Genomic DNA, 16,197 nt, shown 5'->3' on the forward strand with positions numbered 1-16,197 from the left:
CACCCGCCGGCCCGCTCGGCCGGAGTCGTCGTTGCCGTGGATCTCCTGGAACAGGCTGCGGGCCGGGAGCATCGCCGCCACCTCCGCGTCCGTGTGCCGGGGCGGGTCTCGGCCGAGTCACGTGCCCTTGGGGAGGTGGGGCAACGCCCCGGGGGCGTGGCTGCGCCGTACGGAGCAGCGGGGGCGGGGCGCTGGTGTGAACAGGGGAACGGAGGTACGCGCGCCCTCCGGCCGGTGGGGCGTAACCGGGCGGGCATGTGGGGCGTTGTGCTGCGTGACGGCCGTGGCGGGGATGACCCCGAGCCCCCACCACGGCCGCAGACGTGTCCGCAGGGCCCGGGAGGGCCTGTGCGGCGGTGGCCGCGCAGAGCGCGCGCGGGGGCGCTCAGTCGACGAGGCCGGCGCGCTCCAGCGCCTGGGTGCCGGCGCGGAGGGCGGCGATCCGCTCGTCGAGGGTGAAGCCCGCCGGGGCGAGGGTGAGGGTGGTGACGCCGGCCGCCGCGTACGCCTGCATGCGGTCGGCGATGCGCTCGACGGGACCCAGCAGCGTGGTGTCGTCGACGAGCTGCTGCGGCACGGCGGCCGCGGCGCCCTGCCGGTCCCCGGACAGGTACCTGTCCTGGATCTCGGCGGCCTCCTTCTCGTACCCCATGCGCTGGGCGAGGCGGTTGTAGAAGTTCTGCTTCCTGCTGCCCATGCCGCCCACGTAGAGCGCGGTGTAGGGGCGGAAGGTGTCGGCGAGCGCGGTGACGTCGTCGCCCAGGGCCAGCGGGACCGTCGGGCAGACGTCGAAGCCCTCCATGGTGAGCCCGGCCTTCTCCCGGCCCGCGCGCAGGTGCCGCACCGCGGTCTCCTCCAGGTGCGCGGCGGACGGGAAGATGAGCAGGGCCCCGTCGGCGATCTCGCCCGTCTGCTCCAGGTTCTTCGGGCCGATGGCCGCGATGTAGAGCGGGATGCGCTCCCGCACGGGGTGGACGGTCAGTTTGATGGGCTTGCCGGGCCCGCCGGGCAGCGGCAGGGTCCAGTGCTCCCCCTCGTGGGTGAGGCGCTCGCGGGACATGGCCCTGCGGACGATCTCGACGTACTCGCGGGTCCGGCCGAGCGGCTTGTCGAAGGTGACGCCGTACCAGCCTTCCGAGACCTGCGGCCCGGACACTCCCAGTCCGAGGCGGAAGCGCCCGCCGGAGAGCGAGTCCAGGGTGGCGGCGGTCATCGCCGTCATCGCGGGCTGCCGGGCCGGGATCTGCATGATCGCCGATCCGACGTCGATGCTCTCGGTCTGCGCGGCGACCCAGGACAGCACGGTGGGCGCGTCCGAGCCGTACGCCTCGGCGGCCCAGCACACGTCGTAGCCGAGGCGGTCCGCTTCCTGCGCGACGGCGAGGTTGTCGCGGTCCATCCCCGCGCCCCAGTAGCCGAGGTTGATGCCGAGCCGCATAGCCGGTCCCCTTAATGCGATCCGTTGGAGTGGGCGATCCGTTGGAGCAAAAGCCGTTTACTGATCAGTAATGTGCCGGTGCTGCGGACTCTAGCGCGCGTGCCGCCGATCCGGCAGAGGACCGGCCGGACCGTGCCGCTCGGCGCCGTCGTCCACAGGCTCTGCGGCGCACGGGGCCCCGGCCAGTAATCTCGCGACCATGGAGCAGAGGCATCTCGGCCGTACCGGCCTGCGCGTGTCCCGGATCGGCCTGGGCACGCTGTCGTGGGGACGGGACACGGACGAGCACGAGGCCGCGGAGCTGGTGAAGGTGTTCTGGGACGCCGGCGGGACGCTCGTCGACACCGCTGACGTGTACGGCGGCGGGGAGGCGGAGTACCTCCTCGGGCAGTTGCTGGAGCGGCTGGTGCCGCGGCGTGACCTGGTGATCGCGACGAAGGCGGGCAGTGTGCCCGACCCCGACCCGGACCGCCGCTTCGACGGCTCGCGGGGCCATCTGCTGTCCGCGCTGGACGCGTCGCTGGCCCGGTTGGGTACGGACTACGTGGACCTGTGGCAGGTGCACGCCTTCGATTCCCGCACCCCCCTGGAGGAGACGCTCCAGGCCCTGGACATCGCGGTGACCACGGGTCGCGCCCGGTACGTGGGGGTGGCGAACTTCTGCGGCTGGCAGCTGGCGAAGGCGGCGACGTGGCAGCTCGCCGCGCCGGGCACGCGGGCCAGGCTCGCCGGGACGCAGATGGAGTACTCGCTGCTGCAGCGGGGCGTGGAGCGCGAGGTGCTGCCCGCCGCCCTCGACCTCGGGGTGGGGCTGCTGCCGTCGTCGCCGCTGGGGCGGGGCGTGCTGACCGGGAAGTACCGGCACGGGGTCCCCGCGGACTCCCGGGGCGCCTCGGGGCACCTGGCGCCGTTCGTGGAGCCGTACCTGGACGGGGCGGCGCAGCGCATCGTGGAGGCGGTGGCCACGGCCGCGGACGGGCTGGCGGTGACGCCGGCGCAGGTGGCGCTGGCGTGGGTGCGGGACCGCCCCGGCGTGGCGGCACCGGTGGTGGGCGCGCGCACGGCGCAGCAGCTCAGAGCCGCCTTGTCAGTGGAGGGCCTTACGCTTCCTGACGAGATCCGCCGGGCGCTCGACGACGTGTCGGCACCGGTGCACCGCTATCCCGACCAGGACTGGAGCACGCTGTGACCGCGCTTCCCCGGGGGAGACCCCCGGTACCCCCTCCGCCGCCGACGAGGACGCGGCCAGGCCGCCGCGGCCGGCCCCGACGGGCCCGGCCCCGACGCCGCGGACGCCGGCGTCCCGGAGGGTGCCACCGCGGACGGGGGCACGGACGGCGGCGCTGGGGAGGGCGGCGCCCTGGAGGGAACCGCCGCGAGCGAGGACACCCCCGACGAGGACACCCCCGACGGGGGCACCGCCGGCGCAGGCGTCCCGGAAGGAGCCGCCGCGGACGGTGCCGCGGAGGGCGGGGGCGCGGGCAGTGGTGGCGCGGGCGCCGCGGGACCGGCCGGCGCCGGGGGCCGACGGGTCCCGCGGCGGGGAGCGGCCGGCAGGGCGGCGACGAGGCGGCCGCGGAAGGGGCCGCCGGCGCGGAGCACGCTGCGGCGGAGGACGTTGCGGCGGAGCTGTCCGAGGCCGAAGCCGAGCTGGCGGCGCAGCGGGAGCTGCGGGAGCGGATCGAGCGGCGCAAGGCGGAGAAGGCCGGGCCCGTCGAGAGCGGCGCCAAGCTCCAGGGCGTCGCCGCGCAGCTGCTGGCGGCCGTACGGGCCGTGGAGAGCGGCGAGCAGCCGGCCGCGGCGTTCTACGAGTCACCCGTGCCGCCGGCTCCGCCGCGCAGGCCCGCCGCCGTGGAGGCGGCGCCCGCCGCTCCCCGCCTGGAGCGCCCGGCCGGGCCGCGGCCTGCGCCTGCGGAGGCGGTGGCGCAGGTGCGGGCCGTCCTGGCCTCGGGCGGCGCCCCGGAGGCGCTGGCCGAGCAGGTGGCGGCGGTGCTCGGGGAGTCCGCGGCCGCGTCGCTGCGGGAGGACCCGTGGCGGCTGCTGGCGGTGCCGGGCGTGCTGCCGGAGCAGGCGGACGGCTTCGCGCGGGCACTCCTCGGTGCCGGGTGCGCACCGGACGACGGGCGGCGGACGGACGCACTGGTCGCGTGGGTGCTCCAGCGGGCCGCGCTCCAGGGGCACACGGCCCTGGACGCGGCACGGGTGCGCACCGCCCTGGCAGGGCTCGGGGTGCAGGACCCGGAGGAGGCGGTGCGCCACGCGGTGGCGGAGGGTGTCGTCCTCGTCTTCCACGACGGGGCGGAGGACCACGACGGGGCGGAGGACCACGGCGGGACGGAGGACGCCGAGGCGGAAGCGGAGGCGCCGGCGGAGTCCGTTCCGGTGCTGGTGGGGCTCGACCGGTACGCGCTGGCGGAGGAGAGCCTTGCCGACGGCCTGGCCCGGCTGGCCCGCAGCGGCCCGGACGCGCGGTGGGCGGCGGTGCCGCCCTCGGAGCTGGCCCGTGCGGTGGCCGGGCACGGGCTGGTGGCGCACACGGGCGGCGAGGCGGCGCGGGCCGAGCCGGTGGCGCTGGCCGCGGCGGCGGAGGGTCTGGGGCTGCGGGCGGCGGTGGCCGTGCACACGGAGAACGGTCGGCGCAGGCTGGGCACCGACGTGCCGGCGGTGACCGTGGAGGCGCTGCTGTCCGGGTCGGCCGGTCCCGGCCGGGACGCGGACGGGGCCCCGGCCCTCGATCTGCTGGTGGTGCTGGACGCCCCGCTGCTGGACGTGGAGGCGGCGGCCGTGCTGGTGGAGTCGGTGCCGGACGGCTGCCGGCTGGTGCTGAGCGGCGATCCCGGGGTGCTCCCGTCGGCGGGCGCCGGCCGGGTGTTCGCCGACCTGCTGGCCGCTCGGCTGTGCCCGCAGGTGGCGTCCCGGACGCCGGACCCGGGGCCGCTCGGTGAGCTGGTGTCGGGGATCGGGATCGGTGAGCTGCACCAGGTGGAGGCCCCGCACAAGGAGGTCGTGATCGTCCCGGTACGGGACGCCGGCGAGGCCGTGCACCGCACGGTGCAGCTCGTCGCCGACTCGGTGCCCCGCGCGCTGGGCGTGCCGTCCACGCAGACGCAGGTGGTCACGGTGGGGCACGGCGGCTCGGCGGGCACCCGCGCGCTGAACGCCGCGCTGAAGCAGCGGCTGAACCCGGGCCCCGGCAGGTTCGCGGGGTTCGACCCGGGCGACCGGGTCGCCTACGCGGCGGTCCCGGGCCGCACGCGGATGGGGCGGGTCGTGTCCGCGGACGCGGAGGGCCTGCGCCTGGAGTGCGAGGGCGGCGAGGTCGTGGTGGCGAAGGAGCGGGTGCAGGCGGTGCTGCGGCACGGGTGGGCGCTCACCGCGCACCAGGCGGCGGGGATGCGCTGGCCGGCGGCCGTGGTCGTGCTGCCGGGGGACGCGGCGCAGGGACTGGACCGCGCCTGGGTCTACACCGCGTTCAGCCGGGGCGAGCGGCACCTGTCCGTGGTGCACGGCGTGGACCAGGCGCTGCCCCGCGCGGTCGCCCAGCCGCCCGCGCAGACCCGCACCACCCGGTTGCGGACGCTGCTGGAGGGCCTGGCCGCCCCGGACGGGGAGGACCCCGCCGGGTGACGGCCGCCCGCCAGGTGGCGGTGTGCGGTGCCCGGCGGCCCCGCCGCGGGCGCGCCGAGTACGCCGGCCGCCTCGGCGGGGGCTGCCGGCGTGCCCGCACGGGGTCAGCGGCCGGTGCGGCCCTGGGGCGGCAGGTCCTCCTCGTACAGCTCGTCCTCGTCGAAGACGGCGCTGACGTCGAAGCGGCAGACGACTCTGCCGGCGTCGGCCTGGTCGAAGGGGTTGCTCAGCCACTCCCCCGGCTCGGGCAGCTCGTCGGCGGCCGCCACCCACAGGGTGGAGTCGCCCTCCTCAAGGCCGAACTCCCGGTGCCGGGAGGCGATCTCGTCGGGTTCGAACTCGCCGAAGAGGACGCCGAGCGCCGCGTGGACACTGGTGCCGACCACTGCGGCCACGCCTGTCGCCTCGTCCTCGTCCTCCCGCTCGATGTCGGCGATGCGCTGCGCCTGCGCCAGCAGCCGCTGCGGCTCCGCCACCGCGTAGTCGCGGCGGATCAGCACGCTGACCGCGTTGGGGTCCTCGGGGCCCGTGTAGGGCGGCAGGGTGTCCTCCACGCCCGGGATCTCGAAGGGGGTGACCTCGTCGTAGCGGTCGTAGAGCCGCTCGTCGTACGCCTCGGCGGCGGCGGCCAGCTCGTTGAACGCGGCGAAGACCGCAGGGTCGTCGTCCCCGGTGCGGTTCTCCACCGCGGCCAGGTGACGGTCCAGTGCGGCTTTGACCGCCTCGGCGGCGGCACGTACCTCGGCAGCGGTGGGCTGCGCAGCATCAGACATACAGCAGACGCTATCCGTACCTGGCCCCTGCCCGCACAATAGATGCGATGCCGGAATACGAATTCGTCGATGTGTACGTGCCGCGCGGCGTCTCCCGCAAGGAGGCCACGCGGCTGCTGACCGAGCGCGCGGAGTACGGTCACTGGGAGTTGGACCGGCTGAGCCTGCACCGGGACGGGAGCCGCCGCGTGCGGCTGCGCCGGAGGATCATCCGCCAGGTGCGCGCCACCTGGTGACCGCCGGACACGGAGGAGCGGGCCCCGCGACTGCGGGGCCCGCTCCCTGGTGTGCGCGGGCGGGTGTGCCTGCGTTACGAGGACTGCCGGGTGCGGCGGTAGAGGACCGTGCCGCCGAGCAGCGCGGCGGCACCGGCGCCCGCCAGCAGTTCGACGGGGACCCCGGCGCCGGTCTGGGCCAGCTCGTCCAGGCCCTTGGGGGCGCCGCCGCTCTGGGTGTCCGGGCCGTTCGGCTCGATCGGGGAGCCGGGCTCGCCCTGGTTGCCGGAGCCGTCGCCGCCGGAGCCGTTGTCGTCGGAGCCACCGTCACCACCGGGGTTGCCGGGCTCACCCGGCTTGTCGGGGTTACCGGGGTTGCCGGGCTCACCGGGGTTGCCGGGCTCTCCCGGGTTACCGGGCTCACCGGGGTTGCCCGGCTCTCCCGGGTTACCGGGCTCACCCGGGTTGCCCGGCTCACCCGGGTTGCCCGGCTCACCCGGGTTGCCGGGCTCTCCCGGGTTACCGGGCTCTCCCGGGTTGCCCGGCTCACCGGGGTAGTCCGGGGTCTGCGAGCCGTTGGCGCACTCGTTGCCGAACGACGGGTTGAGGGCGCCCACCACGTCGACGCTGTTGCCGCACGCGTTCACCGGCACGCTGACCGGTGCCTGCACGTTGTTGCCGGACGCCACGCCCGGCGAGTTGCTGGTCGAGCCGCTCGCGTGGGCGCCGCTCGACGTGTTGGCGCACTTGTTCCCGAACGCCGGGTTCATCGCCCCGACGACGTTCACGGTGTTGCCGCACGCGTTCACCGGCACGCTGACCGGGGCCTGGACCGAGTTGCCGGACGCGACGCCCGGGGAGTTGGACGCGACCGAGTCGGCTCCCGCTCCGCCGGTCGCCTGGGCGTATCCGCCACCGAGGGCGAGCACGCCGCCCGCCGCGGCAACAATGGTCAGCCCCTTGCGCGTGACCTGTCGCATAGATCTGTATTCCTTGCCTTCTAGGCTCCCGATGCCTCCGAGCACCTCACGCGGAGGCCGAATGCCCACCGGCCCCGGAGCGCATGGCGCGCGCTCCGAGGCCGGCCGGGCTCAGACCCTCATGGGTCGAGACTCAACGCCAGGCGACTACTCAGCCGTTGACGCAGGTGTTACCGAAGGCGGGGTTCAGCAGACCGATCACGTTGATCGTGTTGCCGCACACGTTGACCGGGATGTGGACCGGAACCTGGACCACGTTGCCCGACAGGACACCCGGGGAACCGACGGCCGCGCCCTGCGCGCCCGCGTCAGCGACGGCCAGGCCCGCGCCGGCCAGCACCAGACCACCAGTGGCAGCCGCAGTCGCGACGACCTTCTTGATCATTATTCCTCCTTGTTGGCAGTGCGGTCCCAGCCGCGGACCGCATCACCCCTAACGACAGGAGGGAGGCCGGGCTACGAGGTGGCGGCTCCGTTCACCCTTTTCGGTCAGATGTGTACACGCAGACGATTATGGGAGAGTCGTTTCACCCGACTTTCAGCCGGGACTTCCACCGTTTTCGGCCGGAAGAGCCCAGTACGGCCCTCCGGGGACGCCCGGCGCACCCGGAGGGCGGTCGGATCGTCAGCACGCGTCGATGAACCGGTCCAGGACCCGGACGCCGAACTTCAGGCCGTCGACGGGCACCCGCTCGTCCACGCCGTGGAACATCCCCGCGAAGTCGAGCTCCGGCGGCAGCTGGAGCGGCGCGAACCCGAAGCAGCGGATGCCGAGGTCGTCGAAGGACTTCGCGTCGGTGCCGCCGGAGAGCATGTACGGCACGGCGCGGGCGATCGGGTCCTCGGCGCGCAGCGACGCCTGCATGGCGTCCACCAGCGCGCCGTCGAAGCTGGTCTCCAGCGCCTTGTCCGCGTGCACGTCCTCCCGCCGCACCCGGGGGCCGAGCAGCCGGTCGACCTCGGTGAGGAACTCGTCCTCGTACCCGGGCAGGAACCGCCCGTCGACGTGCGCCACCGCCTGGCCGGGGATGACGTTCACCTTGTACCCGGCGCCGAGCATGGTGGGTGCGGCGGAGTTGCGGAGCGTGGCGCCGACCATCTTCGCGATGCCGCCCAGCTTCGCCAGGGTGGCCTCCATGTCCTCCGGGTCCAGCGGCGTGCCCAGCGCGTCGGACAGCTCGTCGAGGAAGGACCGCACGGTCTTGGTGACCCGCACCGGCCACGGGTGGCGCCCGAGCCGCGCCACGGCCTCGCACAGCTCGGTGACGGCGTTGTCGGTGTTGGTCATGGAGCCGTGGCCCGCGGTGCCGTCGACGGTGAGCCGCATCCAGTGCATGCCCTTCTGCGCCGTCTCGATCAGGTACAGCCGGAGCTGCTCGTTGACGGTGAAGGAGAAGCCGCCGACCTCGCCGATCGCCTCGGTGACCCCCTCGAAGAGCTCCGGGTGCCGGTCGACGAGGTACCGGGCGCCGTACGTGCCGCCGGCCTCCTCGTCGGCGAGGAAGGCGAGGACGATGTCGCGGGGCGGCTTGCGGCCGCTGCGGAGCCGGTCGCGGACGACCGCGAGGGTCATGGCGTCCATGTCCTTCATGTCGACGGCGCCGCGCCCCCACACGCAGCCGTCGGCGATCTCCCCGCCGAACGGGTCCCGGGTCCAGTCGGCGGCGTCGGCGGGGACGACGTCGAGGTGGCCGTGGATGAGGAGGGCGGGCCGCGACGGGTCCTCCCCCGCGATGCGGGCGACGGTGGAGGCGCGGCCCTGGTGGGACTCGAAGATCCTGGGTTCGAGTCCCACCTCGGAGAGCTTCTCCGCGACGTACTCGGCGGCGGCCCGCTCGCCGGGGCCGGAGTGGTCGCCGTAGTTGCTGGTGTCGATGCGGATCAGCTCGCTGCAGAGGTCCGCGACCTCACTCTCGGCGGCCGTGGTGGTCCTGGCCGGGTTCGACTCGCTCACGCTGGTTCCTCCCGCGTCGGTGGCGCTCGGGTCGGGCTGCTGCCCTGCGCCATCCTCCCCCCGACGGGGTGCGGCGCCCAAGGTCCGCCCCGCAGCGGGGGGCGTGATCGGGCACGCCGAATGTTTGCTATGGTTTTCCACGTCGGAACGGCCGCAGGCCGCGAGACAGACACCTTGTCCGGGTGGCGGAATGGCAGACGCGCTAGCTTGAGGTGCTAGTGCCCTTTATCGGGCGTGGGGGTTCAAGTCCCCCCTCGGACACCACTGAAGACCCCAGTTCACCTGGGGTCTTTCTGCTGTTGCGGCGGCCGCGCGGGGTGCGAGAGGGCGATGAAGAAGAGTCTGGATCCGCTGGAGCCCAAGGCCGACAAGGCGACCGTACGGCGGCACAACCTGAGCCTGGTGCTGCGGGCGGTGCACGACGAGGGCGAGACGACGCGGGCGGCGGTCGCGGCGCGGGTGGGGCTGACGCGGGCGGCGGTGTCGTCGCTGGTGGAGCAGCTGCTCGCGGGCGGGTTCCTGACCGAGTCGGGCAAGACCTTCAGCGGGCACGCCGGGCGTCCGGGCACTGCCCTGCGGATGGCGCGCACGGGGCCCGCGGGCCTCGGCGTGGAGGTGAGCATCGACTACGTGTCGGTGTGCGTGGTGGACCTGGCCGGTACGGACCGGGTGCGGCTCACCGAGCACCTGGACAACCGGAACGTGCCGCCGGGCGAGGTGCTGGCGCGGGCCGCGCGGATCGCGGCGCGGACCCTGGAGTCGGCAGCCGAGCAGGACCTGCGTCCGGCGGGTGCGCGGCTGGCGCTGCCCGGCCTGGTGTCGGACGGCCGGGTGCGGCAGGCACCCAACCTCGGCTGGGAGCGGGTGCCCGCCGAGGAAGCTGTTCGCCGGGGCGCTCCGCGCCGCGCGTCCGGGACTGCCCGCGCTGCCGACGGGGTCCGACAACGAGGCGAATGCGGCCGCGCTGGCCCAGCTGTGGTTCGGCGAGGGCGAGGGCGGCACGGGCGGTGCGCGCAGCTTCCTCTACCTGTCCGGCGAGATCGGCGTGGGGGCGCCGTCGTCGTCGACGGCGAGCTGCTGCGCGGGGCGCACGGCTTCGCCGGGGAGATCGGGCACGTGGTGGCGGACGCGGCGGGCCCGGAGTGCCGCTGCGGTTCGCGGGGCTGCCTGGAGCAGTACGCGGGGCAGGCGGCGCTGCTGCGCGGCGCGGGCCTCGACGGGGACGCGGGGGCGCCGGGCGTGGCCGAGCTGGAGCGGCGGGCGGCGGCGGGGGACGCGCGGGCGCTCGCGGCGCTGGAGCGGGCGGGGCGGATGCTGGGGCTGGTGCTGTCGGGGGCGGTGAACCTGCTGGACCCCGAGGCGGTGGTGCTGGGCGGGGTCTTCCGGGGCCTCATGCCGTGGCTCGGCCGGGCGGCGGACGAGGAACTCGCCCGGCGCGTGGTGTCGGGCCTGTGGTCCGCGGGCGGCGGCGGCTGCGGGCGTCGTCCCCGTCGGGCGACGCGGCCCGGGGCGCCGCGGCCCTCGTCGTACGGGACGTCATCGCGGACCCGGTGCAGTACGCGGAGCAGTCCTCCGCCGCGGAGGGCGCCGGGCCCCGGGCCTGACCGGCGGTCGCCGGCCGACGCGCACGGGCCCGCCTGGGGCGCCGCAGCCCGAAGTCCCGGGCCGTGCCGGGGCGCCGCAGCCCGAAGTCCCGGGCCGTGCCGGGGCGACGCGGCCCGAAGTCCCGGGCCACCGTGGAGCCGTGGCCGGAAGTCCCGGGCCGTGCCGGGGAGCCGCGGCCGGAAGTCCCGGGCGCCCCTCCGGCGGCCCCGGTGTACGGGGGCGGCCGGAGGGCCCGGTCGGCGTGCCGGGTGCGGGTCCGCGGGCGCGGCGGGCCGGTACTGCCGGCACGGTACTGCCGGCACGGTCCGCGCGGCGCGGTACTGCCGGCGCCGTACGGCCGGTGCGGTCGGTGCAGGACACGGCCGCGCCCCTGCGGGAGGGGTCGCCCGCACCGGCGGATGGCGGTTCACGGCTCGTGGTGGAGGGGGCGGCGGCAACCGCACCCGGCGTTCCCGCGTGGGCCCGTGCCGGGATGCCGGGGCTGCCCCGGTGGCCCGGCACCGGCCGGGCCGCCGTGCCGCCGCGGGCCGGGCACGGGCGGCGGCGGTCAGCGGGTGGCGAGGAGGTGTTCCAGCGCGAGCTGGTCGAGGCGTTCGAAGGCCATGGAGCGGCGGGCGGCGGCCTCCACATCGAAGGTCTCGTAGGCCGACGGGTCCGCGAGCAGGGAGGCGAGGCCGTCCTCGGCCGTGGGCCGGGCCAGTTCGGGGAGGCGGGACGCGGCCAGGGCCTCGCGCACCTCCGGATCGGCGCGGAAGGCGGCGGCGCGCTCCCGCAGGACGAGGTAGTTGCGCATGCAGTTCCTCGCGGACTCCCACACGCCGTCGGCGCCGTCGGTGCGGACCGGCTTGAAGTCGAAGTGGCGGGGGCCGTCGTAGCCGGCCGTCTCCAGCAGGTCGACGAGCCAGAAGGCCTGGCGGAGGTCGCCCGCGCCGAAGCGCAGGTCCTGGTCGTACTTGATGCCGGACTGGCCGTTCAGGTCGATGTGGAAGAGCTTGCCCGCCCACAGGGCCTGGGCGATGCCGTGCGGGAAGTTCAGGCCGGCCATCTGCTCGTGCCCCACCTCGGGGTTGAGGCCGACGATGTCGGGGCGTTCCAGGCGCTCGATGAAGGCCAGGGCGTGGCCGATGGTGGGGAGCAGGATGTCGCCGCGCGGCTCGTTCGGCTTGGGTTCGATGGCGAAGCGCAGGGGGTGGCCCTGCTCGGTGACGTACTCGCCGAGCAGGTCGAACGCCTCCTTCAGGCGGTCGAGGGCAGTCCGGACGTCCTTGGCGGCGCCCGACTCCGCGCCCTCGCGGCCGCCCCAGACGACGAACACGCGGGCGCCGAGTTCGGCGGCGAGGTCGATGGCGCGCAGGGTCTTGCGCAGGGCGTAGCGGCGGACGTCGCGGTCGTTCGCGGTGAAGGCGCCGTCCTTGAAGACGGGGTGGGTGAAGAGGTTGGTGGTGGCCATGGGCACGGCCATGCCGGTGCGGTCGAGTGCGGCGCGGAAGCGCTTGACGGCCGCCTCGCGCGCGGTGTCGGAGGAGCCGAAGGGCACGAGGTCGTCGTCGTGGAAGGTGACGCCGTGGGCGCCGAGGCCGGCGAGCCGCTCGACGGCCTCGACGGGGTCGAGGGCCGGGCGGGTGGGCGCGCCGAAGGGGTCGCCGCCCTGCCAGCCGACGGTCCACAGGCCGAAGGTGAACCGGTCCTCGGGGGTGGGGGTGAAGCGTTCCGGCATGGTGGTGGTCCCTCCCTGGGTAGGTATTTGTTTGCTTTGATTACTAATAGCCGAAGCGGGCGCTCCAGCCAAGAGGACACCCGTCGGCGGACCCTGGTGGCGGCGGATTTGTTGTGTGTACGATCAAAAGAATGGACCCCGTAGTCATCGGCGTGGACAGCTCCACGCAGTCCACCAAGGCGGCCGTCGTCGACGCCGCCACCGGCCGGCTCCTGGCCGTCGGCCGCGCCGCGCACACCGTGAGCGGGCAGGGCGGCGCCCGGGAGAGCGACCCCGAGCAGTGGTGGACCGCGCTCGCCGGCGCCGTGGCCGCCGGGCTCGCGGAGTCCGGCGCGCGGCCCGCCTCGGTCGCCGGGATCGCGGTGGCCGGGCAGCAGCACGGGCTCGTCGCCCTGGACACGGCGGGCCGGCCGCTGCGGCCCGCGATGCTGTGGAACGACACCCGCGCGGCGCCGCAGGCCGCCGCCCTGACGGAGGAACTCGGCGGCAGCCGGGCCTGGCTGGAGCGGACCGGCTCCGTGCCGGTCGCCTCCATGACGGCCGCGAAGTGGCGGTGGCTGCGCGAGCACGAGCCCAGGACCGCCGAGGCCGCGGCCGCCGTGCGGCTGCCGCACGACTTCCTCACCGAGCGGCTGGCGGGAACCGCCGCCACCGACCCGGGTGACGCGTCCGGGACCTGCTGGTACTCCACGGCGACGGGCGCGTACGACAGCGGTCTGCTCGACCTCCTCGGGCTGGACGCCTCCCTGCTGCCGCAGGTCGCGCCGACCGGTGCGGCCCGCGTGGGGCCTGACCGCCGCGGCGGCGGAGGCGCTGGGACTGCCCGCAGGCGCCGCCGTGGCGGCCGGGACCGGCGACAACATGGCGGCGGCCGTCGGACTCGGGCTCGGCGCGTCCGGGCTGCTGGACCACCCGGTGGTGTCCCTCGGCACCTCCGGCACCGTGTTCGCGGCGACCCGCACCCGGCCCGCCGCCGCCGCGCTCGCCGGGTTCGCCGCCACCGACCGCCCCGGCACGTTCCTGCCGCTCGGCTGCACCCTCAACTGCACGCTGGCGGTCGACAAGGTGGCCGCCCTGCTCGGCCTCGACCGGGACGACGCGCAGCCGGGCGGCGAGACCGTCCTGCTGCCGTACCTGGACGGGGAGCGCACCCCCGACCTGCCGGGCGCGGCCGGGCTGCTCACGGGCCTGCGGCACGCCACCACGCCGCAGCAAGCTTCCTCGGCGCCGCCTACGAAGGCGCGGTGTTCACGCTGCTGCGCGCCCTCAGGGAGCTGCCGGGCGCGGCGGCAGCGGCGACGGGCCGCTGCGCCTGGTCGGCGGCGGCGCCCGGGGCCGTACGTGGGTGGAGACCGTGCGGCGGCTGTCCGGCGGCCGGTCGTCCTCCCCGCAGCACCGAACTCGTCGCCCTCGGCGCCGCCGCCCTGGCCGCGGGGGCGGCCACCGGCGGCGATCCGGTGGCCATCGCGACCGCCTGGGGCGCGGGCGGCGGTGAGACACTGCCGCCCGTCCGCCGGGACCACGCGGCGTCGGCCCGGATCGCGGCCGTGCTGGACCGCGCCGCTCCCGCCCTCCTCACCCCGCAGGGACACCGATGAAGTTCACCGACGGTTTCTGGCTGATGCGCGACGGCGTGCGCGCCTCGTACGCGACCGAGGTGCGCGACGTGCACGTCAGCGACGACCACCTCACCGCCTACGCGGCGGTCAGGCGCGTCGAGCACCGCGGGCACACGCTGAACTCGCCCCTGCTGACGGTGGAGTGCTTCTCCCCCGCCGAGGGCGTCATCGGCGTCCGCACCACCCACCACGCCGGGCGGGCCCCGCGCGGTCCCGACTTCGCCCTGACCGGCGCCGACGCGAGGGCGGGCGGCTTCGCCAGGACCCGCCGCGACGGCCCGGTCACCGAGCTGACCAGCGGCCCGCTCACCGTGCGCCTGGACCGGTCGAAGCCGTGGGGCCTGGACTTCCTGGACGCGGACGGGCGGCGGCTGACCGGGGTCGGCGGCAAGGGCACCGCGTTCGCGGTGGACGCCGACGGCGGGCACCACATGGTGGCGCAGCTGTCCCTGGCGGTCGGTGAGCAGGTCTACGGCCTCGGCGAGCGCTTCACACCGTTCGTGAGGAACGGGCAGACGGTCGACATCTGGCAGGCCGACGGCGGCACCAGCAGCGAGCAGGCGTACAAGAACGTCCCCTTCCACCTGTCGTCGCGCGGCTACGGCGTCTTCGTCAACCACCCGGGCCGGGTGTCGTACGAGATCGGCACCGAGTCGGTGGGGCAGGTCCAGTTCAGCGTCGAGGACCAGTCGCTGGAGTACTACGTGGTGGCCGGGCCCACCCCGAAGGAGGTGCTGGCCCGGTACACGGCGCTGACGGGCCGCCCGGCGCTGCCCCCGGCGTGGTCGTTCGGCCTGTGGCTGACCACGTCCTTCTGCACGCCGTACGACGAGGAGACCGTCGCGTCCTTCGTCGACGGCATGGCGGAGCGGGACATCCCGCTGTCGGTGTTCCACTTCGACTGCTTCTGGATGCGCGAGTACCAGTGGTCGGACTTCCAGTGGGACCCGGAGACCTTCCCCGACCCGGAGGGCATGCTGGCCCGGCTGAAGGAGCGGGGCCTGCGGATCAGCATGTGGATCAACCCCTACATCGCGCAGAAGTCCGCGCTCTTCGCGGAGGGCGCGGCGCTCGGGTACCTGGTGCAGCGCCCCGGCGGCGACATCTGGCAGTGGGACCTGTGGCAGGCCGGGATGGCGCTGGTGGACTTCACCAACCCCGACGCGCGGGCCTGGTTCCGCGGCAAGCTCAAGGCGCTGCTGGACCAGGGCGTCGACTGCTTCAAGACGGACTTCGGGGAGCGGATCCCGACGGACGCGGTGTGGTGGGACGGCTCCGACCCGGAGCGCATGCACAACTACTACACGCACCTGTACAACCAGTGCGTCTTCGAGCTGCTGGAGGAGGAGCGGGGGCGGGGCGAGGCCGTCCTGTTCGCCCGGTCGGCCACCGCGGGCGGGCAGCAGTTCCCGGTGCACTGGGGCGGGGACTGCTTCGCGTCGTTCGAGGCGATGGCGGAGTCGCTGCGGGGCGGGCTGTCGCTGAGCCTGTCGGGCTTCGGTTTCTGGAGCCACGACATCGGCGGCTTCGAGGGCACGCCGGAGCCGGACGTCTTCAAGCGGTGGCTGGCCTTCGGGCTGCTGTCCTCGCACAGCAGGCTGCACGGCAACATGTCGTACCGGGTGCCGTGGGAGTTCGGCGACGAGGCCGTCGAGGTGGCCCGGCAGTTCACCGAGCTGAAGCACCGGCTGATGCCGTACCTGTACGGGGCCGCCGTCGAGGCGCACCGGACGGGGGTGCCGCTGATGCGGCCGATGCTGCTGGAGTTCCCCGACGACCCGGGGTGCCGGACGCTGGACCGGCAGTACATGCTGGGGCCCGACCTGCTGGTGGCGCCGGTCTTCTCGGCGGACGGCGAGGTGGAGTTCTACGTGCCGGCGGGCACCTGGACGCACCTGCTGACCGGGGAGCGGGTGACCGGGCCGGGCTGGCGCACGGAGCGGCACGGCTTCGACAGCCTCCCGCTGTACGTGCGGCCGGGCGCGGTGCTGCCGCTGGGGGCGGACGACCAGCGACCGGACGGCGACTGGCTGGGGAACCTGACGCTGCTGGTCCAGCCGGACGCGGACGGGGCGTCGGTGGCGGTACCGGACGGCCGCGGGGAGCCGGCGGCGGAGTTCCGCGTGGCCCGGGACCCGGCCGGCGGTCTGCGGGTCGCGGCGCTCGGCACCGACCGGCCGTTCCGGGTGCGGGTGCCCGGGCTGGGCGGCGCGCGGGGCACGGGCGAGGTGGTGGTGCGGCGGAGCTGAGGCGGCGGGGCGCCGCCCGG

The 16,197-nt window shown here is 75.3% G+C and carries 9 protein-coding genes, 1 tRNA gene and 3 pseudogenes; 7 read left to right on the forward strand and 6 right to left on the reverse strand.

The genetic code is table 11. From position 1 onward, the window contains the following. Nucleotides 1-385: 385 nt before the first annotated feature. Nucleotides 386-1,438, reverse strand: a complete 1,053-nt coding sequence (locus L6E17_RS03170; RefSeq protein ID WP_236239228.1) for an LLM class F420-dependent oxidoreductase — start codon at nucleotides 1,436-1,438, stop codon at nucleotides 386-388. Nucleotides 1,439-1,637: 199 nt separating this feature from the next. On the opposite strand from L6E17_RS03170, the gene L6E17_RS03175 reads away from it, so the two are divergent. Further along, nucleotides 1,638-2,627 carry an aldo/keto reductase gene (locus L6E17_RS03175; RefSeq protein WP_236239229.1) on the forward strand — a complete coding sequence of 330 codons (990 nt, stop codon included), beginning with the start codon at nucleotides 1,638-1,640 and terminating at the stop codon, nucleotides 2,625-2,627. 171 nt (nucleotides 2,628-2,798) lie between these two features. Then, nucleotides 2,799-5,065, forward strand: a pseudogene (locus L6E17_RS03180) (helix-hairpin-helix domain-containing protein). Nucleotides 5,066-5,169: 104 nt separating this feature from the next. On the opposite strand, the gene L6E17_RS03185 reads toward L6E17_RS03180, so the two are convergent. Beyond that, complete coding sequence (locus L6E17_RS03185) at nucleotides 5,170-5,838, reverse strand: hypothetical protein (RefSeq protein WP_236239230.1); 669 nt, start codon at nucleotides 5,836-5,838, stop codon at nucleotides 5,170-5,172. 47 nt (nucleotides 5,839-5,885) lie between these two features. Here L6E17_RS03185 and L6E17_RS03190 point away from each other — a divergent pair, with 47 nt between their 5' ends. Next, nucleotides 5,886-6,074, forward strand: coding sequence for a DUF5703 family protein (locus L6E17_RS03190; protein WP_236239231.1), 189 nt, complete (start codon nucleotides 5,886-5,888; stop codon nucleotides 6,072-6,074). A 74-nt stretch (nucleotides 6,075-6,148) separates the two neighbouring features. Here the strand turns inward: L6E17_RS03190 and L6E17_RS03195 are convergent, their stop codons facing one another. From L6E17_RS03195 to L6E17_RS03205, 3 genes are all read right to left on the reverse strand, one after another. Next, on the reverse strand, nucleotides 6,149-7,033 hold the full coding sequence (locus L6E17_RS03195; protein WP_236239232.1) for a chaplin family protein: 885 nt from the start codon (nucleotides 7,031-7,033) through the stop codon (nucleotides 6,149-6,151). Between the two features lie 151 nt (nucleotides 7,034-7,184). Next, nucleotides 7,185-7,418 carry a chaplin ChpH gene (chpH, locus tag L6E17_RS03200; RefSeq protein WP_236239233.1) on the reverse strand — a complete coding sequence of 78 codons (234 nt, stop codon included), beginning with the start codon at nucleotides 7,416-7,418 and terminating at the stop codon, nucleotides 7,185-7,187. Between the two features lie 240 nt (nucleotides 7,419-7,658). Further along, nucleotides 7,659-8,987, reverse strand: a complete 1,329-nt coding sequence (locus L6E17_RS03205) for a M20/M25/M40 family metallo-hydrolase (RefSeq protein WP_236239234.1) — start codon at nucleotides 8,985-8,987, stop codon at nucleotides 7,659-7,661. A gap of 176 nt (nucleotides 8,988-9,163) precedes the next feature. On the opposite strand from L6E17_RS03205, the gene L6E17_RS03210 reads away from it, so the two are divergent. Both L6E17_RS03210 and L6E17_RS03215 read left to right on the forward strand, forming a co-directional pair. Continuing rightward, a tRNA-Leu gene (locus L6E17_RS03210) sits at nucleotides 9,164-9,251 on the forward strand. A gap of 66 nt (nucleotides 9,252-9,317) precedes the next feature. Continuing rightward, nucleotides 9,318-10,591: pseudogene (locus L6E17_RS03215) on the forward strand (ROK family protein). Nucleotides 10,592-11,139: 548 nt separating this feature from the next. Here L6E17_RS03215 and xylA read toward each other — a convergent pair. Then, on the reverse strand, nucleotides 11,140-12,309 hold the full coding sequence (xylA, locus tag L6E17_RS03220; protein WP_236239235.1) for a xylose isomerase: 1,170 nt from the start codon (nucleotides 12,307-12,309) through the stop codon (nucleotides 11,140-11,142). Nucleotides 12,310-12,440: 131 nt separating this feature from the next. Here xylA and xylB point away from each other — a divergent pair. Together xylB and yicI are read left to right on the forward strand one after the other, a co-directional pair. Next, a pseudogene (gene xylB, locus L6E17_RS03225) lies at nucleotides 12,441-13,907 on the forward strand (xylulokinase). After that, nucleotides 13,904-16,177, forward strand: coding sequence for an alpha-xylosidase (yicI, locus tag L6E17_RS03230; protein ID WP_236239236.1), 2,274 nt, complete (start codon nucleotides 13,904-13,906; stop codon nucleotides 16,175-16,177). The pseudogene xylB and the gene yicI overlap by 4 nt, the downstream one beginning before the upstream one ends. Nucleotides 16,178-16,197 lie beyond the last annotated feature (20 nt).

This window comes from Streptomyces sp. CC228A, from assembly GCF_021390935.1.
GTDB lineage: Bacteria > Actinomycetota > Actinomycetes > Streptomycetales > Streptomycetaceae > Streptomyces.